This window comes from Williamsia sp. D3, from assembly GCF_000506245.1.
GTDB classification, from domain to species: Bacteria; Actinomycetota; Actinomycetes; order Mycobacteriales; family Mycobacteriaceae; genus Williamsia; species Williamsia muralis.
The window spans coordinates 187,209-210,598 of record NZ_AYTE01000012.1 but is presented as its reverse complement, the minus strand read 5'-3'; the positions used below and the strand labels follow the sequence as shown (position 1 = coordinate 210,598).

23 protein-coding genes are annotated in these 23,390 nt (G+C 64.7%); 19 read left to right on the top strand and 4 right to left on the bottom strand.

Translation table 11 applies throughout. From position 1 onward, the window contains the following. The first annotated feature begins 58 nt into the window (after positions 1 to 58). From fusA to W823_RS37770, 7 genes are all read left to right on the top strand, one after another. A complete protein-coding gene (gene fusA, locus W823_RS37795) occupies positions 59 to 2,164 on the top strand; it encodes an elongation factor G (protein WP_023956144.1) in 2,106 nt (701 codons plus the stop codon). A 157-nt stretch (positions 2,165 to 2,321) separates the two neighbouring features. After that, positions 2,322 to 3,512, top strand: a complete 1,191-nt coding sequence (gene tuf / locus W823_RS37790) for an elongation factor Tu (RefSeq protein WP_023956142.1) — start codon at positions 2,322 to 2,324, stop codon at positions 3,510 to 3,512. 148 nt (positions 3,513 to 3,660) lie between these two features. Beyond that, entirely contained in the window at positions 3,661 to 4,998 is a 1,338-nt protein-coding gene (locus W823_RS37785) for a cytochrome P450 (protein WP_023956140.1), read from the top strand. Positions 4,999 to 5,075: 77 nt separating this feature from the next. Continuing rightward, positions 5,076 to 5,741: a hypothetical protein gene (locus W823_RS37780; protein ID WP_152538008.1), complete on the top strand. Its 666-nt coding sequence runs from the start codon at positions 5,076 to 5,078 to the stop codon at positions 5,739 to 5,741. Continuing rightward, a complete protein-coding gene (locus tag W823_RS56415; RefSeq protein ID WP_051406405.1) occupies positions 5,726 to 5,992 on the top strand; it encodes an SHOCT domain-containing protein in 267 nt (88 codons plus the stop codon). Before W823_RS37780 ends, W823_RS56415 begins: the two co-directional genes overlap by 16 nt. 96 nt (positions 5,993 to 6,088) lie before the next feature. Next, on the top strand, positions 6,089 to 6,706 hold the full coding sequence (locus W823_RS37775; RefSeq protein WP_023956138.1) for a ClpP family protease: 618 nt from the start codon (positions 6,089 to 6,091) through the stop codon (positions 6,704 to 6,706). Continuing rightward, entirely contained in the window at positions 6,703 to 7,299 is a 597-nt protein-coding gene (locus W823_RS37770) for a ClpP family protease (RefSeq protein ID WP_023956136.1), read from the top strand. The genes W823_RS37775 and W823_RS37770 overlap by 4 nt, the downstream gene beginning before the upstream one ends. 25 nt (positions 7,300 to 7,324) lie before the next feature. Here the strand turns inward: W823_RS37770 and W823_RS37765 are convergent, their stop codons facing one another. Continuing rightward, positions 7,325 to 7,753 (bottom strand): helix-turn-helix domain-containing protein, encoded by a 429-nt coding sequence (locus tag W823_RS37765; RefSeq protein WP_023956134.1) that lies wholly within the window; start codon positions 7,751 to 7,753, stop codon positions 7,325 to 7,327. A 256-nt stretch (positions 7,754 to 8,009) separates the two neighbouring features. Between W823_RS37765 and W823_RS0128420 the strand changes: the two genes are divergently transcribed. From W823_RS0128420 to W823_RS37740, 6 genes are all read left to right on the top strand, one after another. Continuing rightward, positions 8,010 to 9,779 (top strand): amidohydrolase family protein, encoded by a 1,770-nt coding sequence (locus W823_RS0128420; protein ID WP_031331735.1) that lies wholly within the window; start codon positions 8,010 to 8,012, stop codon positions 9,777 to 9,779. Continuing rightward, positions 9,780 to 10,376 (top strand): TetR/AcrR family transcriptional regulator, encoded by a 597-nt coding sequence (locus W823_RS37760; RefSeq protein WP_023956130.1) that lies wholly within the window; start codon positions 9,780 to 9,782, stop codon positions 10,374 to 10,376. 7 nt (positions 10,377 to 10,383) lie between these two features. Further along, positions 10,384 to 11,355, top strand: a complete 972-nt coding sequence (locus tag W823_RS37755) for an o-succinylbenzoate synthase (protein WP_031331733.1) — start codon at positions 10,384 to 10,386, stop codon at positions 11,353 to 11,355. 77 nt (positions 11,356 to 11,432) lie between these two features. Continuing rightward, positions 11,433 to 12,770: a cytochrome P450 gene (locus W823_RS37750; protein ID WP_023956126.1), complete on the top strand. Its 1,338-nt coding sequence runs from the start codon at positions 11,433 to 11,435 to the stop codon at positions 12,768 to 12,770. Next, positions 12,770 to 13,396, top strand: a complete 627-nt coding sequence (locus W823_RS37745; RefSeq protein WP_023956124.1) for a TetR/AcrR family transcriptional regulator — start codon at positions 12,770 to 12,772, stop codon at positions 13,394 to 13,396. The genes W823_RS37750 and W823_RS37745 overlap by 1 nt, the downstream gene beginning before the upstream one ends. Beyond that, entirely contained in the window at positions 13,393 to 15,030 is a 1,638-nt protein-coding gene (locus tag W823_RS37740) for an AMP-binding protein (protein WP_235189449.1), read from the top strand. The genes W823_RS37745 and W823_RS37740 overlap by 4 nt, the downstream gene beginning before the upstream one ends. 357 nt (positions 15,031 to 15,387) lie before the next feature. Here the strand turns inward: W823_RS37740 and W823_RS37735 are convergent, their stop codons facing one another. Both W823_RS37735 and W823_RS37730 read right to left on the bottom strand, forming a co-directional pair. Beyond that, positions 15,388 to 16,848 carry an amino acid permease gene (locus W823_RS37735; RefSeq protein WP_023956120.1) on the bottom strand — a complete coding sequence of 487 codons (1,461 nt, stop codon included), beginning with the start codon at positions 16,846 to 16,848 and terminating at the stop codon, positions 15,388 to 15,390. Between the two features lie 10 nt (positions 16,849 to 16,858). Further along, positions 16,859 to 17,731 carry a universal stress protein gene (locus W823_RS37730; RefSeq protein ID WP_031331729.1) on the bottom strand — a complete coding sequence of 291 codons (873 nt, stop codon included), beginning with the start codon at positions 17,729 to 17,731 and terminating at the stop codon, positions 16,859 to 16,861. Between the two features lie 185 nt (positions 17,732 to 17,916). Between W823_RS37730 and W823_RS37725 the strand changes: the two genes are divergently transcribed. The 6 genes from W823_RS37725 (at position 17,917) to W823_RS37705 (ending at position 22,287) form a co-directional block, all read left to right on the top strand. After that, positions 17,917 to 18,564, top strand: coding sequence for a hypothetical protein (locus tag W823_RS37725; RefSeq protein WP_023956116.1), 648 nt, complete (start codon positions 17,917 to 17,919; stop codon positions 18,562 to 18,564). Further along, positions 18,561 to 19,055, top strand: coding sequence for a hypothetical protein (locus W823_RS56410; protein WP_023956114.1), 495 nt, complete (start codon positions 18,561 to 18,563; stop codon positions 19,053 to 19,055). Before W823_RS37725 ends, W823_RS56410 begins: the two co-directional genes overlap by 4 nt. Then, positions 19,052 to 19,690, top strand: coding sequence for a hypothetical protein (locus tag W823_RS0128415; RefSeq protein WP_023956112.1), 639 nt, complete (start codon positions 19,052 to 19,054; stop codon positions 19,688 to 19,690). Before W823_RS56410 ends, W823_RS0128415 begins: the two co-directional genes overlap by 4 nt. 121 nt (positions 19,691 to 19,811) lie before the next feature. Beyond that, positions 19,812 to 20,261: a hypothetical protein gene (locus W823_RS37715; RefSeq protein ID WP_023956110.1), complete on the top strand. Its 450-nt coding sequence runs from the start codon at positions 19,812 to 19,814 to the stop codon at positions 20,259 to 20,261. 46 nt (positions 20,262 to 20,307) lie between these two features. Then, positions 20,308 to 21,510 carry an NAD(P)/FAD-dependent oxidoreductase gene (locus tag W823_RS37710; RefSeq protein WP_023956108.1) on the top strand — a complete coding sequence of 401 codons (1,203 nt, stop codon included), beginning with the start codon at positions 20,308 to 20,310 and terminating at the stop codon, positions 21,508 to 21,510. Positions 21,511 to 21,570: 60 nt separating this feature from the next. Continuing rightward, positions 21,571 to 22,287 (top strand): DNA alkylation repair protein, encoded by a 717-nt coding sequence (locus W823_RS37705; protein ID WP_031331721.1) that lies wholly within the window; start codon positions 21,571 to 21,573, stop codon positions 22,285 to 22,287. Positions 22,288 to 22,307: 20 nt separating this feature from the next. Here the strand turns inward: W823_RS37705 and W823_RS37700 are convergent, their stop codons facing one another. Continuing rightward, entirely contained in the window at positions 22,308 to 23,357 is a 1,050-nt protein-coding gene (locus W823_RS37700; protein WP_023956104.1) for a ferredoxin--NADP reductase, read from the bottom strand. Positions 23,358 to 23,390 lie beyond the last annotated feature (33 nt).

Genomic DNA, 23,390 nt, shown 5'->3' with positions numbered 1-23,390 from the left:
CCGGCCCTCCAGGCCGGCGGCTACAACAACTTTCAGGCAATACAGAGTGAGGAATTAAGTGGCACAGGAAGTGCTCAGCGACCTCAACAAGGTTCGCAACATCGGCATCATGGCTCACATCGATGCCGGCAAGACCACCACCACCGAGCGAATCCTCTTCTACACCGGCGTCAACTACAAGATCGGCGAGACGCACGACGGCGCCTCGACGACCGACTGGATGGAGCAGGAGAAGGAGCGGGGTATCACCATCACCTCCGCTGCGGTGACCTGTTTCTGGAACAAGAACCAGATCAACATCATCGACACCCCCGGGCACGTCGACTTCACCGTCGAGGTGGAGCGAAGCCTACGTGTGCTCGACGGTGCGGTAGCGGTGTTCGACGGTAAAGAAGGCGTGGAGCCGCAGTCCGAGCAGGTCTGGCGGCAGGCCGAGAAGTACGAAGTCCCCCGTATCTGCTTCGTCAACAAGATGGACAAGCTGGGCGCCGACTTCTACTTCACGGTGCGCACCATCGAAGAGCGTCTCGGTGCCAAGCCGCTGGTTCTCCAGCTGCCGATCGGTGCCGAGGACGACTTCGACGGCGTCGTGGACCTCATCGAGATGAAGGCGATCACCTGGCGCGGCGTCGTGCCGACCGGTGCCGAGCCGACCATCGAGGAGATCCCGGCCGATCTGCTGGAGAAGGCCAAGGAGTACCGCGAGAAGCTGATGGAGACGGTCGCCGAGACCGACGAAGCGCTGCTCGAGAAGTACTTCGGCGGCGAAGAGCTCAGCATCGCCGAGGTCAAGGCGGCCATCCGCAAGCTCACCGTCACCCGTGAGCTGTACCCGGTGCTGTGTGGCTCGGCGTTCAAGAACAAGGGCGTGCAGCCCATGCTCGACGCGGTCATCGACTACCTGCCCAGCCCGCTCGACGTTCCCTCTGTGGAAGGTCACGCGGTCGGCAACGAAGAAGAGATCCTGTCGCGCAAGCCGTCGTCCGACGAGCCGTTCGCGGCGCTGGCATTCAAGATCGCCTCGCACCCGTTCTTCGGCAAGCTGACGTTCGTGCGTGTGTACTCCGGACACATCACGGCAGGCACCGGCGTGCTCAATGCCACCAAGGGCAAGAAAGAGCGCATCGGCAAGCTGTTCCAGATGCACGCCAACAAGGAAATGCCGGTCGAGGATGCCACGGCAGGCCACATCTACGCGATGATCGGCCTCAAGGACACCACCACCGGTGACACCTTGTGCGACTCGAATGCACCGATCGTCCTGGAATCGATGAGCTTCCCGGACCCGGTCATCAACGTCTCGATCGAGCCGAAGACCAAGTCCGACCAGGAAAAGCTGGGTGTCGCCATCCAGAAACTGGCCGAAGAGGACCCCACGTTCTCGGTCAAGCTGGACGACGAGACCGGCCAGACCGTCATCGGCGGCATGGGCGAGCTCCACCTCGACATCCTGGTCGACCGCATGAAGCGCGAGTTCAAGGTCGAGGCCAACGTCGGTAAGCCCCAGGTGGCCTACCGAGAGACCATCCGCAAGACGGTCGAGAAGCACGACTACACCCATAAGAAGCAGACCGGTGGCAGTGGCCAGTTCGCAAAGGTCATCGTCAAGCTGGAGCCGTTGGTGGATGCCGAAGACGGCGCCACCTACGAGTTCGTCAATGCCGTGACCGGTGGTCGCGTCCCGCGTGAGTACATCCCTTCTGTGGATGCCGGCGCCCAGGACGCGATGCAGTACGGCGTGCTCGCGGGCTACCCGCTGGTCAACTTGAAGTTCACTCTGCTCGACGGCGCCTACCATGACGTCGACTCGTCGGAGATGGCGTTCAAGATCGCCGGATCGGCTGCGATGAAAGAAGCAGCCAGGATGGCGGGCCCGGTGATCCTGGAACCGTTGATGGCCGTAGAGGTCACGACACCCGAGGATTACATGGGTGACGTGATCGGCGACCTCAACTCACGCCGTGGTCAAATCCAGGCCATGGAAGAGCGCAGTGGCGCCCGTGTCGTCAAGGCACTGGTTCCGCTGTCGGAGATGTTCGGCTACATCGGAGACCTCCGGTCGAAGACCCAGGGCCGGGCAAACTACTCCATGGTGTTCGACTCGTACGCTGAAGTACCGGCGAACGTGTCGAAGGAGATCATTGCCAAAGCAACGGGTGAGTGATTACTCTCCCGTCGCCTCGGCGATAGCGCCACCGGCGCACAGCAGATAAGAATCGCTTGCCGGCGGGGGGCGTGAGTCCCTTGCCGCGCAAGAACTAAACACCCAGTGAAACCCGGAAGATTCCGGTTCACGACAACAAGTCCAGGAGGACAATCAAGTGGCGAAGGCGAAGTTCGAGCGGACCAAGCCGCACGTGAACATCGGCACCATCGGTCACGTCGACCACGGCAAGACCACGCTGACGGCGGCCATCACCAAGGTGTTGCACGACAAGTTCCCGGATCTCAACGCGAGCTTTGCGTTCGATCAGATCGACAAGGCTCCGGAAGAGAAGGCTCGTGGTATCACGATCAACATCTCGCATGTTGAGTACCAGACGGAGAAGCGTCACTACGCCCACGTCGATGCTCCTGGTCACGCGGACTACATCAAGAACATGATCACCGGTGCAGCCCAGATGGACGGCGCCATCCTCGTGGTCGCCGCCACCGACGGCCCGATGCCGCAGACCCGCGAGCACGTGCTGCTCGCGCGTCAGGTCGGCGTGCCTTACATCCTGGTCGCGCTGAACAAGGCCGACATGGTTGATGACGACGAGATCATCGAGCTGGTCGAGATGGAGGTGCGCGAGCTCCTCGCTGCACAGGACTTCGACGAGGACGCTCCGGTCATCAAGGTCTCGGCCCTGAAGGCGCTCGAAGGCGACCCCGAGTGGGTCAAGACCGTCGAAGAGCTCATGGACGCTGTCGACGAGAGCATCCCGGAGCCGGTTCGTGAGACCGAGAAGCCCTTCCTCATGCCTGTGGAGGACGTGTTCACGATCACCGGTCGTGGCACCGTCGTCACCGGTCGTGTGGAGCGTGGCGAGGTCAAGGTGAACGAGGAAGTCGACATCGTCGGCATCCGCGAGAAGAGCACCAAGACCACCGTCACCGGTATCGAGATGTTCCACAAGCTCCTCGACTCGGCACAGGCGGGCGACAACGCCGGTCTGCTGCTGCGTGGTCTGAAGCGCGAAGACGTCGAGCGTGGACAGGTTGTCATCAAGCCGGGCACCACCACCCCGCACACCGAGTTCGAAGGACAGGCCTACATCCTGTCCAAGGACGAAGGCGGACGGCACACCCCGTTCTTCAACAACTACCGTCCCCAGTTCTACTTCCGTACAACTGACGTGACGGGCGTTGTGACCCTGCCCGAGGGCACCGAGATGGTCATGCCCGGTGACAACACCGAGATGTCCGTCAAGCTGATCCAGCCGGTCGCCATGGACGAGGGCCTGCGCTTCGCGATCCGTGAAGGTGGCCGCACCGTCGGTGCCGGTCGCGTCACGAAGATCAACAAGTAAGCAGTCACAGAACAAACACCAAAAGCGCCCGACCCCATCAGGGGTCGGGCGTTTTTGCGTGCCCGGGCCGAAAATACGTGTGACGTGGTTTACAAGTAACTCCGCCAAAGATACGGTTATAGAAATTCGTTTCTTCGGAGGTCGACGTATGCCCACCAAGTTCTCGCAGATCCCTTCCGGGAGTGGCCTCAAAGAGGTCCCTTTCTCGACGCGCAACGGCGTCATGGAGGTCCTGGCCATGCGCCACGACCCGTTCAAGCAGTCGGATGAACGCCACGCCAAGTACGGGCGGGTCTCGGGTATCAACGCATTCGGGCAGAAGATCGTCATCGCTTCGGGCCCCGACGCCTGCGACGAGATCCTGATGAACAAGAGGAAGGCCTTCGCGAACGGGCCGGCGTGGACCTATCTCATCGGGCCGTTCTTCAACCGGGGCGTGATGCTGCTGGACTTCGACGAGCACCGTCACCACCGGCTCATCCTGCAGCAGGCGTTCAACGCCAAGGTGTTGCGCGGATACATGGACGCGATGCAGCCGATCATCCGTGAGCGGGTCGCTCAGTTCCCCACGGGAAAGGTGCTGTTGTTCCACGAGTTCAAGGCACTGACCCTCGACGTCGCCCTCGAGGTGTTCCTCGGTATGGAACTGCCGAAAGCCGAGGCGGACCGGCTCAACAAAGCTTTCCTGGAGACCGTGCAGGCAGGCGTTGCGGTGATCCGTAAACCGGTCCCCGGTACCCGGTGGTGGAAAGGTCTCCGCTCACGCAAGATCCTCGAGGAGTTCTTCTACAAGCACATCCCCGCCAAGCGGGCGACCGAGACGCCCGACCTCTTCTCCGTGCTCTGTCACGCCGAAAGCGATGAGGGACACAGCTTCACCGACGAGGACGTCGTCAACCACATGATCTTCGTGCTGATGGCCGCCCATGACACGTCCACCATCACGATGACCCAGATGTGCTACCGCATGGCCAAGTCGCCGCAGTGGCAGGTGCGCGCCCGCGAGCAGTCCCGCGAGCTGGGTTCGGAACTGAGCTACGACGACCTCGCCGCGCTGACCGACCTCGACCTGATCATGAAGGAGTCGCTGCGGATGTGCACCCCGGTCCCGGCGCATCCCCGGATGACTGTGCAGGACACCGAGATCCAGGGCTACTACCTTCCCAAGGGGACCATGGTGACGGTGCCCAGCATGATCAACCACCTCGACCCCGAATACTGGAAAGACCCGTGGACCTTCGACCCCGAGCGTTTCAGCAAGGAGCGGGCCGAGGACAAGGTCCATCGCATGGCGTGGAGCCCGTTCGGCGGCGGCGTGCACAAGTGCATCGGGTTGTATTTCGGCCAGATGGAGGTCAAGACGATCATGCATCAGCTGTTGCGCAACTTCGAGTGGTCGGTGCCCGACAGCTATGAGATCCCGATGAACTATGCGTCGTTGCCGATCCCCAAGGACAGTTTCCCGGTCACGCTGCGTCGGTTGTGATATCTATTCACCTCGACAGCCGGTGACAGTCGGGGCCGAGAACCGCGCCCGGGCCGGCGGGGTGAGGGTGCCACAGCATGAGCTTTTTCGGACAGGGTGATAGCAACCGCGAACCGAATTTCCTACGGACGTTCGTGCCGATCCTGCTGTTCACGTTGCTCTGCGGAATCGTCGGTCCGATCTTCCTGGTTGCGTACTTCCTGATCGACGACCCGCTCACCGGCTGGATGTTCTACGCAGGTCTGGGGATCACGGTCGCAGACGTGGTCATCGGATACTTTGTCGCACAGTCGCTCTACCGTCGCCGACGCAAACGGTACAACCTGGAACAGAACGGCAGGTTCGGCATCGGCGAGGTGCGCTCGGTGGACCAGACCAACGTGCGCATCAACGGACAGCCGATGATGAAGATCTCGCTGGCCATCTCCGGCGACGGCATCGCTCCGTTCGAGGCGACCAAACGCGTGGTGGTGCCGTTCATGTTCTTGCCGGCGTTGCGGTCGCACCGGGTTGCGGTGCTCGTCGACACCTACTCGGGTGAGTTCGACATCGACTGGCAGCGCACAGCACTGCTGGCCGGGACGTCGCCCGCGCGGTTCACCGACACCGAAACCGGCGAGGAGTTCGATCTCTCCGGCAAAAGTGATGCCCTGATCGAGATCATGAGGTCTTCGCCGAGAACAACATCCCGTTCGGAGGCAGGGTGGACCTGCGGTCGAATCCGGTTGTGCGTGAGCAGGTGATGGACATCGCGCGACGTCACGGACGTCCGGATGGGTTCGCCCAGCAGGGGCCGCCGGACCGGCCGACATCGGGGCGTCCGGACATGAGCAAGCCGGGCACGGCTTCGTTCGCACCCCCGCCTGCCGCGCCGCCCGGTCCACCACGCACACCTGGCCAGCGGCTGGCCGAACTCGAGTCGATGCGTGCGGCGGGCACCATCAGCCTCGAGGAGTACCGCGCGGTACGTACCAGGATTCTCAACGACTTCTGACGTTTGCGTTGCTGCCGTCGGCAGAACCGCTCTGGGCTGATCTGCCCTGGGCAGCAACATCTTTCGCAATCCTCGGGCTGGGTTCACAGTGGGGTCATGAGTGACAACCACACACCTCCGGCCATCATCGACGACGAATTGCAGACGCGTCTCTTCCACCAACGGGTGATCGTGCTCGGCGATCAGCTCGACCAGAAGCTCGGCAACAGGCTGTGCAGCCAGCTGCTCTTGCTGTCGGCCGAGGATTCACGCAAAGACATCAGCTTCTGGATCAACTCGCCTGGGGGCTCGGTGCCGGCGATGCTCGCGATCATGGACGTCATGCGGGCCATTCCGAACGACGTCAGCACCCTTGCCCTCGGAATCGCCGCCAGCGCCGGCCAATTCCTGTTGTCGGCGGGGACGCCGGGCAAACGTCATGCGTTGACGCATTCCCGGATCTTGATGCACCAGGGTTCGTCCGGCATCGGTGGAACCGCGGTCGACGTGGAGTTGCAGGCCGACGATTTGCGGCACACCCGCGACACGGTGCTTGCGCTGATCGCCGAGCACACCGGGCAGCCCGCCGAAAAGATCTGGAACGACTCGTTACGGGACCGGTGGTACACGGCGGAGCAGGCAGTCGAGTACGGATTCGTGGATCGCATCGCCGACGGTGTCGCGGACATCTATCCGGCGTCGGCCCGCCCGGTTGCACTCGGAGGCGTCCGATGAGCACGTACACGGTGCCGTACGTCGTGGAGAAGACCGCAGCGGGGGAGCGTTCGATGGACGTCTACAGCCGACTTCTCTCCGAGCGGATCGTCTACCTGGGCACCGAGATCGACGACGGGGTGGCCAACGTACTGATTGCGCAGTTGCTGCATCTGGAGTCCGACAGCTCGGAGATGCCGATCAACCTCTACATCAACTCACCCGGCGGATCGCCGGCCGCGATGCTCGCCGTGTACGACACGATGCAGTTCATCCGGCCCGACGTCTCGACGACGTGCGTTGGTCAGGCCGGTGGTCCCGCCGCGGTCCTGCTCGCCGGAGGTGCGGCCGGACAACGATCCATCCTTCGGCACGGCCGAGTGGTGTTGCACCAGCCGTCCATTCAGGGTCAAGGGTCGATTCCCGACCTGATCATCCACGCCGACGAGGTGGTTCGCGTACGTGCCGAACTCGAGGAACTGCTGGCGCGGCATACGGGTAAGAACCTCGACGCCCTCCGTCACGACACCGACCGTGAGCTCATCCTGCCCGCGGTGGCCGCCGTCGAATACGGGTTGGCCGACCAGGTCTTGGAGTATCGGCCGATGCGGTGACCTCTACGGAAGGCCGACGGCCAGGTCAGGACGCCAGACGCAGGTGAGCGCGGCCCGAGGATGAGGCCGGCCGCGACACCGGGGAGGAGGTCCGGGGGAGTCCGCCTACCGCGATGACCTGGCCGGATGCATCGTGTGTGGCCCTCTCGATGATCGCGGCGACGCCTTTGGTGATGTCGAGCAGTGTGAGCCCGAGCGCGCCGGCGACCGCGGAGAGGATCTCCGACGACGGCTCTTTGCGTCCGCGCTCGATCTCGGAGAGATATTGGGGTGAGACACCGGCTTCGGCGGCAACCCCGGTGAGGATCCGGCCCTGCTCCCCGCGGACATCACGCAGGTACGTCCCGAGAACGTCGCGCCAGAGCGGCTCGGGTTCCTGCGGTTGTTCGCGAGGCCGTGAACGGGCACGGAGATCGGCGGACGTGGTGTCGGTGATGGTGAGAATGCGGCCCATCTACCGAACGTAGATCGACGGGTGGGCCGGTGCACCGCAAATCTGCTCAGAGCAGAAGGAGCGGTCGGTCTCGGCCCGGTTGCAGGCGAGGCGTCGTGCGGGAAGCGAGAACCGCGAATTCGTTTCGCGAGTGGCCACTCTCTATGTTATCGTTTGCGGTAGAGAGTGATGGAGGTCACACATGAGTCTGCAGGCGGACACCACGGCACCGGTCGACGGCAACGGACATACGGGAGGCGGCGATGCCCCGTACGACATGGTTGTCCGCGGGGGCACCTGGTTCGACGGCACCGGTCGGCCAGGTCTGCGCCGCGACCTCGGAATCCGGAACGGCAGGGTCGTCTCCGTCTCCGCCACACCTCTGCCCGCCGGGCCCGACACGCAGCTGATCGACGCTGCCGGTCAGTGGGTGATGCCAGGATTCATCGACGTGCACACCCATTACGACGCCGAGGTGCTGGTGGCACCGGGTCTGGGTGAGTCGGTACGCCACGGCATCACCACCGCGATCATCGGCAACTGTTCGCTGTCCACCGTGTACACGACCCCGGTCGACGCCGCGGACCTGTTCAGTCGGGTCGAGGCTCTGCCGCGCGATCACGTCATCAAGGCGCTCGAAGGCGGGAAGACGTGGACCGATCCTGCGTCCTACGTCGAGGCGATCGACGATTTGCCGCTGGGCCCGAACATCGCGGCCTTCCTCGGTCATTCCGACATCCGGACCGCCGTGATGGGGCTCGGTCGCTCCACCGATCGGTCCCACACACCGAGTCGCGCCGAGATGGACGCCATGCTCGAGGCGGTCAACGACGCGCTCGACGCGGGATTCCTCGGGGTGTCGGGGATGACCAACCCCTGGGACAAGCTGGACGGCGACCGCTACCGGTCGCGGTCACTACCCTCGACCTATGCCCACTGGAGCGAGCGCCGCAAGATCAACAAGGTGCTGCGGCAACGTGATCGGGTCTTGCAGACCATCCCCAACCTGAACACCAAATACGACATCCTCTTCTTCCTCGCCGGGAGCACCGGGCTCGGCCGCAAGCCCCTCAAGACCTCGGTCCTCGCGGCCGCCGACGCGAAGTCGGACCGGTGGGTGCGGCGCATCTTCGGACCGATCGCGACTGTGGCCAACAACTGGGGTCGGGGCGCCCTGCGCTGGCAGCATCTGCCGGTGCCCTTCCAGGTGTACAGCGACGGCATCGATCTTGTCGTGTTCGAGGAATTCGGTTCGGGCCGTGCGGCACTGCACCTGCGCGAGGAGATGGGCCGTAACGAACTGCTGGCCGATCCCGAGTATCGGCGATGGTTCCGCAAGGACTTCGAGAAGAAGTTCAGCTCACGGATCTGGCATCGCGATTTCGACGATGCCGAGATCACCGAGTGCCCGGACGAATCCATGATCGGTAAGACGGTGGAAGAGGTGGCCCGCGAACGCGGGGTCCACAGCACCGACATGTTCCTCGACCTCGTGGTGGAGTACGGCACGAAGTTTCGCTGGCGCACCGTGATCACCAATGACCGTCCGGAGATCGCCAACTGGTTGATCAAGCAGAACGGCGTGACCATCGGCTTCTCTGACGCCGGTGCGCATCTGCGCAACATGGCGTTCTACAACTACGGGATCCGTTTGCTGCAACGTGTGAAAGAAGCCGAACACGGCTCGCGCACACCATTTCTCACCATCGAAGAAGCGGTGTACAAACTCACCGGTGAACTCGGGGAATTCTACGGTCTCGACGCCGGATTCCTGCGAGAGGGGGACCGCGCCGATTTCGTGGTCGTCGACCCGGCGGGACTGACCGACCAGACCAAGGAATACGCTGAAGCAACCATGACCGAATTCGGGGGGATCAAGCGCATGGTCAATCGCAACGACGACGCGGTGTCTGCGACCGTGGTCGGCGGCCAGTATCTCTACGGTCGCGGCAACTTCGCACCGGGTTTCGGCACAACGGTGCAGGCCGGCCAGTTCCTGCGCGCAGGGGCCGCACGCGGCACGGTACGCGAGAGGTCGACCGCGTAGATGGGAGAGGCACGCCGCACCCAGGAGCAGCGCCGGACAGCCACGATGGCGCGGCTGGTGGATGCGTGTGTGGAGTCGCTGTGCGAGCTGGGATACCAACGCAGCACCATCAGTGAGATCTGTACGCGTAGCGGAGTGTCCCAGGGTGGGCTGTTCCGCCATTTCCCGACCCGGCTGGACCTGGTGATCGCGGCCGCCGATTCCGTGCGTGCCAGACAGTTCGAGGCCTTTTCACAGAGTCTGGCGCTGCTGGGAACCGGTACCTTGGCGGACTGCCTCGTGCTCGTTCGGCAAGCGTGCCGGGCGCCCATCAACGGTGCCTGGTACGAACTGCTGATCGCCGCGCGGACCGACGCGGGACTTCGGGATCGGCTCGCCCCCATGCTTGCCGAGTACCACGATCAGATAGCTCAGTTCGCGCGGACGGTCCCCGCCGTGCAGGGATTGCCCGACGGGCAGGTCGAACTCGTGGCGCTGACCATCGTCCATCTCTTCGACGGGGAAGCCGTTGCTGCGGCGGTCAATCCGCAGCCAGAATTGGAGCAGCAGAGGCTCGAACTGGTACTCGGCTGGCTGGCCGGTGCGGCAGATCGGTGAATCGTTCATGACGATCCCCTCCGCGTCCCCGGTCCCGCCTTACGAGGAGATCGCGGAGTCGGCCGTGGTTGTTGCCATGCCCATGCGCATGCGGTTCCGCGACATCACCACTCGTGAGGTGATGCTGTTCCGGGGCCCGGCCGGATGGGGCGAGTTCGGTGCCTTCGTCGAATACGACGACGCCGAATCGGCCGCCTGGCTTGCTGCGGGTATCGAAGCCGCCTACCTCGGACCGCCACCCGCGGTGAGGGACTCGGTTGCCGTCAACGCCACCGTTCCCGCGATCCCGGCCGACCAGGTGGACGAAGTGTTGGCCCGTTATCCAGGGGCGCACACGGCCAAGGTCAAGGTGGCGCAGGAGGGTCAGACGCTCGACGACGACGTTGCACGTGTGGAGGCCGTCCGGTCCCGCATCGACCATGTCCGCGTGGATGCGAACGGTAAATGGACTGTGCAGCAAGCGATCACAGCGATCCGCGCGCTCGGTGAGCTGCAGTACGCGGAGCAGCCCTGCGCCACCATCGACGAACTCGCTGCCGTCCGGGCCGCCGTCGACACCCCGATCGCGGCCGATGAGAGCATCCGGCGCGCCAGTGACCCTCTCAAGGTCATCGCCGCCGAGGCCGCCGACATCGCCGTCCTGAAGGTGGCGCCGCTCGGCGGCATGCGGCGGGTGCTCGATCTCGCCGGCCGGATTCCGATCCCGGTGGTCATCTCCAGCGCCCTCGATTCCGCGGTCGGCATCTCCGCCGGCGTGGCCACCGCGGTCGCGTTGCCTGCCGAACCCCCTGCCTGCGGCCTCGGCACCGGTGGACTGTTCGTCACCGACGTCGCCGAGCCCTTTGTGCCGGAGATGGGTTCTCTCAGTCCCCGTCTGGTCGACATCGATCCCACTGTGCTGCCCCTTGCCGGAGAGGACAGGCGGGACTGGTGGCTGGAGCGTCTGCGCCGCTGCCTGGCGGTACTCGCCGACAACTGAAAACCGCAACCGGCTGTGCCTGGGCGTCGCCAGAAGATACAATTTTGCGAAATCGTTCCAACAGCGGAGGTTCAGCAATGTCGGTCATCCTGGCAGAGGCCCCATCGGGCAGCGGTCTGAAGTCGATCGAGGGTTCGGACACCAACGGGGCGATCCAGATCCTGAAGATGCGCCGGGACCCGTTCGCCTTCAGCGACGCCCAGCAGGCGGCGTTCGGTCGTGTCTCCTTCATGAACGCCTTCGGGCAGAAGCTGGTCACCTGCCGTGGACCCGAAGCGGCCGATCAGATCCTGATGAACAAGGACAAGGCGTTCGCAAACGGTCCGGCCTGGAGCTTTTTCATCGGCCCGTTCTTCAATCGCGGTGTGATGCTGCTCGACTTCGAAGAGCACCGCCACCATCGGCTGATCCTCCAGCAGGCTTTCACCCAGCCCGTGCTCAAGGGATACATGCAAGAGATGCAGCCGATGATCGTCGAGCGCATCAAGCAGTTCCCCGTCGGCGAGGTCAAACTGTTCAGCGAGTTCAAGGCACTCACCCTGGACGTGGCACTCGAGGTCTTCATGGGTCTTGAACTGCCCAAAGAGGAAGCCGACCGCGTCAACAAGGCGTTCATCGACACGGTCCGCGCAGGAGTCGCGCTGGTTCGCCGGCCGGTCCCCGGTGGTCGCTGGTGGAAGGGGCTGCGGTCACGCAAAGTCCTCGAAGAGTTCTTCATGAGCCACATCGCCGCCAAACGGGCGGGGGAGTCGCCCGACCTGTTCTCGGTGCTGTGCCACGCCGAGAGCGAGGAGGGCCATCGGTTCACCGACGAAGACGTGGTCAACCACATGATCTTCGTGATGATGGCCGCCCACGACACCTCCACCATGACGATGAGTCAGATGGCTTACCGCATGGCCAAGTCGCCCGAGTGGCAGGACCGTGCTCGCGCCCAGTCCATGGAACTCGGCGCCGAACTGGGCTACGACGACCTGGCCAAGCTGACCGATCTCGACCTGATCATGAAGGAGTCGCTGCGTATGTGCGCTCCGGTTCCCGGGCAGCCGCGGATGGCGATCAAGGACACCGAGGTACTCGGGCACTACGTGCCCAAGGGTTCGATCGTGTCGGTTCCAGGGCTGACCAACCACTACGACGCGGAGTACTGGTCCAACCCGTTTGTCTTCGATCCCGAGCGGTTCACCAAGGAGCGCGCCGAGGACAAGAAGCACCGGATGGCCTGGATGCCCTTCGGCGGTGGCGTGCACAAGTGCATCGGGTTGTATTTTGGGCAGATGGAAGTCCGGACGATCATGCACCAGTTGTTACGCGGATTCGAGTGGTCGGTGCCGCAGGAGTACACGATGCCGATGGATTTCAGCTCGCTCCCGGTGCCCAAGGACAAGCTGCCCGTCACCATGCGGCGCGTGTGATGGCGCGGTCGTCGAGTCCCACCGAAGAACGGGCATCATCGTCGCGCAAGGTGCGCAACACCGCATCGCCGCGCGAGCAAGAAGACGCAATTCTCGAGGCGGCGCGAGGCGAGTTCGAGGACAACGGTATTCGCCGTACCGGCGTCGACGATGTCGCCAAGCGCGCGGGGGTCAGCCGCAGCACCCTCTATCGACGGTTCCCGAACAAGGAGGCGCTACTGCTCGGTGTGGCCGAACGAATCTACCTCGACGGAATGATGTTGCTCGAGCAGGCCACCGTCGGCCACGGACCGCAGGAAGCGGTCGTCGAGGCGTTCCTCGCCGGTGCGCAGCTGGTGAACAACGATCCGTTGATCCGCCGCATGATGGTCGATGAACGCGACGCACTCAAGGGCATCACCAACTCGGTGACCGGTCTGTTCATCGAGATCGTGACCGGACGGATCATGAAGACGTTGCGGGCGGCGGGCGCGAAGATGCCCGATGAGGATTTGCACGCAGTCACCGAAATCCTTGTCCGGCTGGTGATCTCGTACCTCGATACCCCGGCGATGGATGAGAGCAGATCGGAGCCCGAAGCGGTCCGCGACTACGCGCAGCGCTATCTCGCGACGATGGTGTGGTGAGGCGTCGCGTGTCGAAGCTCAACCATGTGCGTACCGAGTTGGCGGCGGTACGGGAACTGAGGCGCGCCGGCGCGATGCCGGGTGTTCGTCAGCTGCCGCAGGTCGCCAGGCTGCGTCGTGCGGCAGGTGAAGCCGCGGGACCCGCGATCTATGCGGCCATCCACGGCAGTCGGGTTGCGCTGATCGACCCGCACGGACCGGTGACGTACAGCGAATTGGCCGCGATGTGCAACGCGGTGATGAACGGCCTGGGTGAGATCCTGCCCGGTCAGGACCGTCCCACCGTGGGAGTGATGTGCCGCAACAGCCGCTTCGCGGTGATCGGTTTGCTCTCCGGCATCGGACTCGGTGCACGTGTGGTGCTGCTGAACACCGATCTCGGCGCCAAACAGATGGCGGAGGTGACCGCTCGCGAGAAGGTCGACGTGATCCTGCACGACGCGGAGTTCGCCGGCGTCCTCGAATTGGTCGACCAAGGTGTCCGCCGGTACGTCGCCTGGACCGACCAGGCTGAGGGTGAGCCTGGACCCGAAACACTCGACCACCTGATCTCGTCGAGCTCGACCGAACTGCCGCGGGCGCCGCAGCACCAGTCGTCGCTCGTGATCCTCACGAGCGGCAGCACCGGAGCACCGAAGGGCGCGCCGCGCGACGGCGCCGTGTCGATGTCGTTGCCGGCCGGGTTCGTCTCCAAGATCCCGATCCGCGGCTCCGACACCGTGCTGATGTCGGCACCGGCCTTTCACGGCTGGGGCCTGCTTGCCACGATGGTGTGCCTGCTGACCGGCGCCACCGTGGTGATGGACCGGCGGTTCCGGGCACCGGAGTCGCTGAGTCTCCTGGTCGAACACCGTTGCACCGCAATGATGGTGGTCCCAACCATGCTGCGCCGGTTCATGGACCTCGACGAGGAACAGCTCCGTCGCATCGACCACGGCCGGCTCCGGATGATCGCTTCCGGCGGCGCCAAACTCGACGCATCCCTGGTGCTTGCCGTCGCCGAGCGGTTCGGGCCGGTACTGCACAATCTCTACGGCGCGACCGAGGCTTCGTACGTCACCATTGCAACCCCTGACGATCTCGCGGCCGAACCCACCACCGCCGGGCGCCCACCGCTGGGTGTCGAGGTGGCCATCATCAGAGACGGTGCTCGGGTACCGACGGGGGAGTCCGGACAGATCTTCGTGCGGTCGGGCAGCCAGATCAGCAAGTACACCAACGGCACGAGCAAAGAGACACTGCACGGGATGTTGAACACCGGGGACACCGGACGTCTTGATGCCGCGGGCAGGCTGTTCGTCGAGGGCCGCAGTGACGGGATGATCATCTCCGGCGGCGAGAACGTCTTCCCCGAAGAGGTGGAACTGGCGCTCGGCAAGCATCCCGACATCGTCGACGCCGCAGTTGTTGCCGTCCCCGATCAGGACTTCGGTCAACGACTCCGGGCATTTGTGGTGCCCCGAGACGGTGCCGACGTGGCGGCCGCCGACGTGAAGACCTACATCGGTACCGAGCTGTCGCGGTCGCGAGTGCCTCGTGACGTCATCGTGGTTCCCGACCTGCCGCGTGGCGCACAAGGCAAGGTCACAAAAACCACACTTGACGCGCTCGCGGAGGAGCACAACACGGCGTAGGTCGGTAGGGCCCCGCTCGGTGTTCTGGTTGTTGCTCGGTCTGTAGTGCAAGCGTTCACGAGTTTCCCGATCGACGCCGCGGCTCCGAGTGCGAATCTCGTCATCGCTCGCTCGGCAGCCCAAGCTTGCGCGAGTTTCCCGAGCTGTCGCACGACCTAGCGCGGCGTCCTCGCCGTTGCTCGGTCTGTAGTGCGAGCGTTCACGAGTTTCCCGAGCTGACCCGCAGCCTCGCGTGCGATGCTCGTCGCTGCTCGCTCCGCAGTGCGAGCGTGGGCGGGCCTTGTGAGCTGCCCCGCGGCCCCGCTCGGTGTCCTAGCCGTTGCTCGCTCAGCAGACGGAGCGTCTACCAGAACCCCGTCATCCACCCAGCGGATCAGAGGTGACGTTCAGCCTGGAGTGCTTGCGGCCGTAGATGAGGTAGTAGCAGATCACCACCGACACCCATAGTCCGAAGAAGACGAAGGTGTACCAGTGCAGTCCCCACAGGATGTACATGCACGCCGCGATGGCCAGAACAGGGGTGACGGGATAGAACGGGACCTTGAACGGCCTTTCCAGATTCGGCTCGCGGCGGCGCAGGATGATCACGCCGAGACTGACGACGGTGAATGCGGTGAGGGTGCCGATCGACACCATGTCGATCAAGTAGTCCAAGGGGATGAAACCGGCCATCAGGGCCACCACGACGGCCACCACAACCGTGTTGTTCACCGGCGTCAACGTCGTGGCGTTCACCCGTGTGAAGAACTTCGGCAGCATGCCGTCGCGGCCCATCGCGAACAGGATGCGGGTCTGTCCGTACAAGGTGACCAGGGTGACCGAGAAGATGGAGATGACGGCACCCGCCGACAACACGATGGACGGCCAGGTCGACCCGGTCACGTCCTCGAGGATCTGGGCCAGGCCGGCCTCCTGCCCCTTGAACTTGTCCGCCTGTTGCGCACCGACCGCGGCCAGTGCGACCAGAACATACACAACGATGACGGTGATCAACGCGGCCATCAGTGCCCTGGGCATGGTGCGCTGAGGGTCCTTCACCTCTTCGCCTGCCGTGGACACGGCGTCGAGTCCGATGAACGAGAAGAAGATGACGCCTGCTGCGGCGGTCACGCCGTTGGCGCCGTTGAGGAAGAACGGGCTCATGTTGTCGGTGTTGAAGGCGGAGAAAGCGACTGCTGCGAACAGGGCCAGTACCGACAACTTGATGGCCACCATGATCGCGTTGGCGCGTGCCGACTCGCTGGCTCCCCGGATGAGCAGAACCGCGCAGAGGGCCACCAGGATGATCGCGGGCAGATTGACCACGCCGGGGTTCTCGTCCCACGGTGCTGCGCTGAGCGCATGTGGGATCGCTGGTAGGTGGATGTACCCGAGGAGTGCGTTGAGGTACTGACTCCAACCGACGGCGACCGCGGCGGTCGCCACCCCGTACTCGAGCAGCAGACAACCCGCGACAGCCATCGCGACAACCTCGCCGAGCGTGGCGTACGCGTAGGAATACGTCGACCCCGACACCGGCACCGCCGACGCCATCTCGGCGTAGCAGATCACCGCGAGACCGGCGGCGATGCCGGCGATGAGGAATGAGATCACCACGGACGGCCCGGCATCGGGCACGGCCTCGCTCATCACGAAGAAGATGCCGGTACCGACGGTGGATCCGATACCGAAGCACGCCAGCTGTGTGGTGGTGATGGTGCGTTTGAGGCCGGTGTCCGCTTCCACGAGGTAACCGGTGGGAACGGGTTTTCGGCGGAAAAGGGTGGAGATGGTCAGTGGTGCTTCGCCGGCGGAGGCCGGGTTCTTGTTGACATCCATGGTGGGTACCTCAGCCGGGGAAGATGATCGTGGGAACGGTCGCGGCAGCGATGATTTTCGCCGCCGTCGACCCGAGGAATACGCGTTTGACGGAATCACGAGGGGTCGTGCCGATGGTGAGGATCTCACCTTGCGGCCATTCGATGCCGTCGAAGGCCGCGTCCCAGTTGTCGCCGGTGCTCACCAACGTCTGGACGCTGTCGCCGATCACGTTGCGGTGCACCAGCTCTTGCATCGAGGCCGCCATCTGCTCGCGCCATGCCTGCATGACGCCGCGTTCGGCATCGAATCCGACCTCGGGCGGGAACATGTCCGCCGGCCGAACCCCGAACGTCGCCACGCGTAGCGGGACGGACAGTCGCCCGGCGAGATCACGTGCCGAGACGACCACGTCTTCGCCGCGCGAATCACCGGAGTACGCGCAGGTGACACCGGTGATGGCGGTGCAACGGTAGCCCCTCGGGGCGAGCGCAAGCGGTACGGAGCTGGAGTGCATCAGGCGACTGGTGGTGGCACCGAGCGACATTTGGCCGCCATCGTCGCCGTGGGTGGTTCCGAGCACGAGGACGTCCGCGTCCAGCTCGTCGAGCGCCACATGTAGTGACTTCGACACCGAGCCTTCACTGACGCGGCGAAAGCTCACGCCGGTGCCCGGTGCGCGGGTCCGGAGGTGAGTACGGGCGGCGGCCTCGGCGTCGTCGCCGTAACGCTGTGCGTACTCGGCGAACTCGGCGTCGACCCGGGCCATCGATGGCGTCTTCCACGGCTTGGGGGTGGCGATCACCAATACCAGGCTGGTGCCGAGCGCATCGGCCAGGCCGGACCCGAGCTCGATCGCCTCATCGCCTCCGCGCCCGGGCTGATATCCGACGACAACGGTCACTGCAGGGGCCGTGCTGGGTTCATACGTCCGCCTCTTCCGATGATCTCCACGTTCACCCCCGCAAGGAATGTAACCGACCCCGGCGCACCCTGTCGGAATGTCGGGCGGGCCGTTCTTGTCGACCGACACGCGACCGGCCACCAGAAGCAGGACCCGCACGGCGGCCGGGTCTCTAGGATGAACCGGTGCTCAACGCCCGCGCACTGCTGTCCGCCACTCCGGCGGAAGAGCGTGCCCTCATCGCGAAGGACCGTGCTGCACGGGCAGATCTACGCGCGGCGGAGTCGGCCCTGGCCGCGCTGGAGGTGGAACTCGGCGAGCGTGACCCGATTCGATCGCCGGTGTGGTTCCGGATTCTCGTCGCTGCGGTCGCGCTGGCGGCCGTGGCAGCTGTTGCCGGCGGGTACCGATACGTCACCGCCGACAGCGGGTTCAGCGATGCCGACTACCAACGGGCCGCGCGTGAACGCGTCGAGCTGCTGCTGACCCCGGCTGCCGACGATGCCGCCGGACGCAGCCGGAAGATTCTCGCCGGGTCCACGGGGACGTTCCGGGACGAGTTCGCCCAATCCGCCGATGCGTATACGAGGTTTGTGCAGCAGATCGGCGCCCAGGCGGCTGGAACCGTTGACGGCGTGGGTATCTCGTCGCGATCGGGCGAGCGGACGACTCTGCTGGTCACGGCTGCGATCGCCACCCGTACCGAGGTCACCGACGATCCCGCCAACACCGATCCGGCCGGCGGACCGGATGATCGGCGGTTCCGCATCCAGGTGGACGTGGTTCCCGAGGACGGGTCCCTGAAGATCTCGGACCTGGAGTTTTTCCCGTGAGCGTCGGTGCGGAGCGCAGTTCGCCCGCTGTTGTCTGGGGCGGTCTGGCCGTCGCGGTGCTCGTGATGGGCCTGTGCGCCGGTGCCGTCACCTGGGCGTGGCACGTCGACGGCTACTACGACCTGCTCGAGGCCAATCGCAGCCAGGCGCAGCAACAGGCCGGACCGCTGGTGGCTCAGGTGTTCTCGTTCGCAACCGACACTTACGGGCAAGACCGTGAACGGGCGCGCTCACTGGTGACCGATGAGTTCGCCGAGCAATATGCGACGTCACTCGATCCGGCGGCGGTGCCCGACTACTCGGTGAGCTGGACACCGATCGAGACCGGGATCTCCGACGTCGGTACCGATCATGCTGAGCTCGTGGTGTCGGCCGAGGTGGCCCAGACACGCACGGGCACGGAACCGGCGAGGTACGTCAAGGCAGTCGAGGTTCGGCTGGAGAAGGTCGGCGGCGACTGGAAACTCGCCAGGGCGGACGAGGTGCTGTGAGCGCGCGGACCACAGCCGGCAGTGGGGAGGAGACGGGCGGGAGCTCCACTCGGCTGCGATTGGCGCGCGAGCGTGTCGCGGACGCGCGGGCGACCGCCCGCAGCGCTCGGTCTGCAGCTGCGCCCGCATACGCCGCGCGAGACCGACGACGCCGTGGCCGGCTCGCTCTCGCCGGCGGGTGCGCGGCCGTCGTCGCTGTCGTATTGCTGATCGCAGCAATCGTTCTCGCCGTGCAGCACCGTGCCGCCGAGCAGGACCGTGCCCGCGACTCCGCCGTTATCGACGACACCCGATCGGCGATCGCGACCCTGCTGACCATCGATCCCGCCGAGCCCCAGCGGTTTCTCGATGAGGCGCTCGCCGTCACATCCGGTGAACAACATCAGCGGCTCGTGGACGCACGGCCCCAGGTGCTCGAACTCGTCGGTCAACTCGACGCACCCAGTACCGGCCAGGTGCTCGCCGCAGGCATCACCGGTGACGTCGACGACGACACCGCCCGTGTGTATGTGGTTGCCGAGGGCACGAACCCGGCGCTGCTCGGTGCCGGTGCGGGACAGAATCGGGTGGCTCTGGTGGTCACCATGAAGGCCGACGACGGTCGCTGGAAGATCGATCGGACACAGCTGCAATGACAGAGCACGACCCGACTGAGCGCGACATGACCGGGCCCCGCCACACCCCGCCGGCGTCGCGCCCCGAGCATCTGGGGCCGCGACGAAAAACGGTCGCGGCAATTCTGGGCATCGCCTCATCGTGCTCGTCATCCTCGCCGTGGTGGGGTTCATCGGCCCGCGAGCGCAAGGTGATGAACGCGAGGGACAGCGACGCGAGGTTCAAGCCGCCACGTCGGACGCGGTCAGTGCGTTGATGACGTTCACTCCGCAAACGCTCGCCGATCAGCAACAAATGGTGGGACCGCGGCTCACCGGCAGGCTGCTCCTCGATTTCCGTAGTAGAGGGCCCGCGGTGGTACTGCCGGCGGCCGTGAACCTCGGTGCCCAGATGTCCGCCCAGGTGGTGGCGACGGCGGTGAACCGGATGGACTCCGACAGCGCCCGGGTACTGGTTTTCGTCAACCAGGACATCACCGTGCCGACCGCCGACCCCGCTCAGCAGGTGGTGGCTGTCTCGCGGTGGGCCGACATGCGTAAGGTCGACGGCAATTGGCTGCTCGCCGGGCTGCAACCGGTGGGACCGGGCTGAAGATGTCAAATCAATGTGCAGGCCGTATCCAGGATGTGAGGTGGCGATGAGCGCCGCGATCGTGATTGTCGGAGCCGGGCTCGGGGGAGCCCGACTGGTCGAAGATCTCCGTAATGAGGGATACGACGGGGACCTCGTACTGATCGGCCAGGAAGAGCACCCGCCCTACGATCGTCCGCCGCTGTCGAAGTCGGTGCTCATCGGCGATCAGGACCGGGTCGACCTCAAGCCGGCCGAGTTCTACGACGACAAGAAGGTGGATCTGCGCACCGGAACCCGGGTCATCGCAGTCGATCCCGCGTCGCACACAGTCACCACCGAACCGGTCGGCGGCGGCGCGCCGGAGACCCTTTCGTACGGCACGCTCGTGCTGGCGACGGGTTTGAACCCGCGCACTCTGCCGTTCGCCCGCGGGAAGGCGGGCGTGCACGTGCTGCGCACGGTCGACGACGCGCTGGCACTGCGTTCGGAGATCGATGGCGCGCGCACCGCGGTGGTGGTCGGTGCCGGTTTCATCGGCTGCGAGGTCGCCGCCAGTCTGCACACCCGAGGTCTCGACGTCACCGTGGTGGAACCGGCCCTCGCGCCCCTCGCGGTTGCGCTGGGTGAGCAGGTGGGCGCGATGGTCGGCAGGATCCACGCCGAACGCGGTGTGAAGATCAAGACCGGGATCGGCGTCTCCGACATCGTCGGCGATGACAAGGTCAGCGCCGTCACTCTCGCCGACGGCACCGAACTACCCGCTGACATCGTCGTTCTCGGCATCGGTTCGACGCCGGTGATCGACTACCTCGAAGATTCGGGTATCGCGTTCGCCGACGGCGGCGACGGCGGTGGTATCGCGTGTGACGAGACCGGGCGAACCAGTGCTCCGGACGTGTACGCCATCGGCGATGTTGCCAATTGGCGTGACGCGCAGGGCAAACCGTCACGGGTCGAACACTGGAACAACGTCATCGAGCAGGCGGCAAAGGTGGCGTACACGATCCTCGGCACCGAGGCCGATAACCCGCGGCCGTTTGTGCCCTACTTCTGGAGCGACCAGTTCGACATCAAGGTCCAGGCACTGGGCCATCCCTCGCCGGGCGACGACGTGCACGTGATCTCCGACGACGGAACCAAGTTCGTGGTCTATTACAGCCGGGACGGGCTGCTCACCGCCGTGGTCGGGGCAGGCAAGGCCGGAGCGGTGATGAAGATGCGTAACAAGCTGCTCGCCCACGCGCCGATCTCCGACGTCCTGGGGTGAGTGGACTCTGAGCTGATGGATGCCGCCGGCGCCGCCGAAACCCTCCCGGCCGCAGCGGTGATGGCTGCCATCGATGAGGCGGGGAATCCGGACCGGGCCGCGAGTTCGGCGAAGTTCTTCCGGACGGGACCGGGTGACTACGGCGAGGGCGACCGCTTTGCCGGCGTTCCCGTCCCGCAGCAACGGAAGATCGCCAAGAGGTTTCGTGGCCTCGACCGCAGTCAGGTGAAAGTCCTGCTGGACAGCGACATCCACGAACACCGGCTCACCGGATTGTTCCTCCTGCGTTCCGGTTTCGAGAAAGCGCGGAGCGACCAGGATCGCCGTGCCTGGGTGGACCTCTATCTGTCCGCGGTGGACCGGGGCCGGGTGAACAACTGGGATCTTGTCGACTCGTCTGCGGAATACATCCTGGGACAGTGGCTTTTGCGCTGCGACCGGGAGAGGGGCGAGCGGGACCACACGCTGCTCCTCGGGCTCGCCGCCGACACCGACCTCTGGCGTAGGCGGGTGGCCGTGCTGGCCACCTTCGCATTCATCAGAGCCGGTGACGGCACAACGCTTCTCGCGTTGGCCCCCACGCTGCTCGATGACCGTCGCGACCTGATCCAGAAAGCGGTCGGTTGGATGTTGCGGGAGACGGGAAAACGCGTCGACCGCCGTCTGCTGATCGACTTCCTCGACCAGCATGCCGCCGAGATGGGCCGCACCGCACTGAGTTACGCCACCGAACACCTCACCGCGCAGGAGCGTGCACACTACCGATCACTTCGGTGAGGAGTTCCGAAGGCGTGTGGTCAGAACTCGATCTTGAGGGTGTCGGACGTGGGCCGGGCCTGACATCCGAGGATGTACCCGTCTTCGATGTCCTCTTCGTCGAGAGCCCCGACGTTCTCCATCGCCACGGTGCCCTCGGTGACCGTGCACGCGCACGACCCGCATTCGCCTTCGCGGCAGGAGTACGGAACGTCCAGCCCGGCCGACAACATGATGTCCACCAGGGTCCGGCTACGGGGCCACGACAACTCGTGCACCTCGCCGTCGAGTTCGACCTCCACCGATGCGGCGTCGGCGATCTGTTCCTCGGTGAGTTCTTCGGGCTCGGAGTCCTCGAACGGGTCACCGGAGAGTGACGAGAACACCTCGGCATGCACCTGGTGGTGCGACATACCGACCTCGGCAAGGGCCTTGTGCACCACGTCCATGAACGGACCCGGGCCGCACATGTATGCGTTGTAGGCCTTCAGTGGACGCAAGAGTGTTGCAAGCTTCTGCATCGTCGGGAGACCCTGGACCGTCTCCAGCCAATGCACCACGGTGAGCCGTTCGGGGAACTGTTCCTGCAGCGCACGAAGTTCCGCGGCGAAGATGACGTCGTTCTCACTGCGGTTGGCGTAACAGAGGTAGACGCGCCCGGTGCCCTTGAGTAGGGCGGACTTGAGGATCGACATCACGGGCGTGATCCCGCTGCCCGCGGCGAGGAGCAGGATCGGCGCGCCGAGATCGGCCGGGGTGAACACACCTGAGGGCGGCAGCACCTCGATCTGATCTCCGGCGGACACGTTGTCGCAGACCCAGTTCGACCCGTAGCCATCTGCGGTGCGCTTGACGGTCACCTTGGGCTTCTCCGAGGCGAACGGGCTCGAGGCGAGCGAGTAGCAGCGAGCCACCGATCCCGTCTGATCACTCGGTATACGCAACGTGAGGAACTGACCCGGCTTGTAGTGGAATCGTTCGGCCGACTCTTCCGGTACGTCGAAGACCAGGGACTTGGCGTCGCCGGTCTCGTCGATCACCTCGGCCACGGTCAGCACAATGCTGCGGGTGCTGTGCGGGGACACGGTCACCGGCCTACCTCCTCGCCTGACGGCATAGCGGAC

Bases quoted from the DNA above. Each gene is read 5' to 3' on its own strand.
- W823_RS37735 (WP_023956120.1), bottom strand. From the start codon at position 16,848: ATGGATGTCAACAAGAACCCGGCCTCCGCCGGCGAAGCACCACTGACC.
- W823_RS37755 (WP_031331733.1), top strand. From the start codon at position 10,384: ATGACGATCCCCTCCGCGTCCCCGGTCCCGCCTTACGAGGAGATCGCG.
- W823_RS37705 (WP_031331721.1), top strand. From the start codon at position 21,571: ATGGCTGCCATCGATGAGGCGGGGAATCCGGACCGGGCCGCGAGTTCG.
- W823_RS37710 (WP_023956108.1), top strand. From the start codon at position 20,308: ATGAGCGCCGCGATCGTGATTGTCGGAGCCGGGCTCGGGGGAGCCCGA.
- W823_RS37745 (WP_023956124.1), top strand. From the start codon at position 12,770: ATGGCGCGGTCGTCGAGTCCCACCGAAGAACGGGCATCATCGTCGCGC.
- W823_RS37775 (WP_023956138.1), top strand. From the start codon at position 6,089: ATGAGTGACAACCACACACCTCCGGCCATCATCGACGACGAATTGCAG.
- W823_RS0128420 (WP_031331735.1), top strand. From the start codon at position 8,010: ATGGTTGTCCGCGGGGGCACCTGGTTCGACGGCACCGGTCGGCCAGGT.
- W823_RS37765 (WP_023956134.1), bottom strand. From the start codon at position 7,753: ATGGGCCGCATTCTCACCATCACCGACACCACGTCCGCCGATCTCCGT.
- W823_RS37785 (WP_023956140.1), top strand. From the start codon at position 3,661: ATGCCCACCAAGTTCTCGCAGATCCCTTCCGGGAGTGGCCTCAAAGAG.
- W823_RS37770 (WP_023956136.1), top strand. From the start codon at position 6,703: ATGAGCACGTACACGGTGCCGTACGTCGTGGAGAAGACCGCAGCGGGG.
- W823_RS37760 (WP_023956130.1), top strand. From the start codon at position 9,780: ATGGGAGAGGCACGCCGCACCCAGGAGCAGCGCCGGACAGCCACGATG.
- W823_RS37750 (WP_023956126.1), top strand. From the start codon at position 11,433: ATGTCGGTCATCCTGGCAGAGGCCCCATCGGGCAGCGGTCTGAAGTCG.
- W823_RS37780 (WP_152538008.1), top strand. From the start codon at position 5,076: ATGAGCTTTTTCGGACAGGGTGATAGCAACCGCGAACCGAATTTCCTA.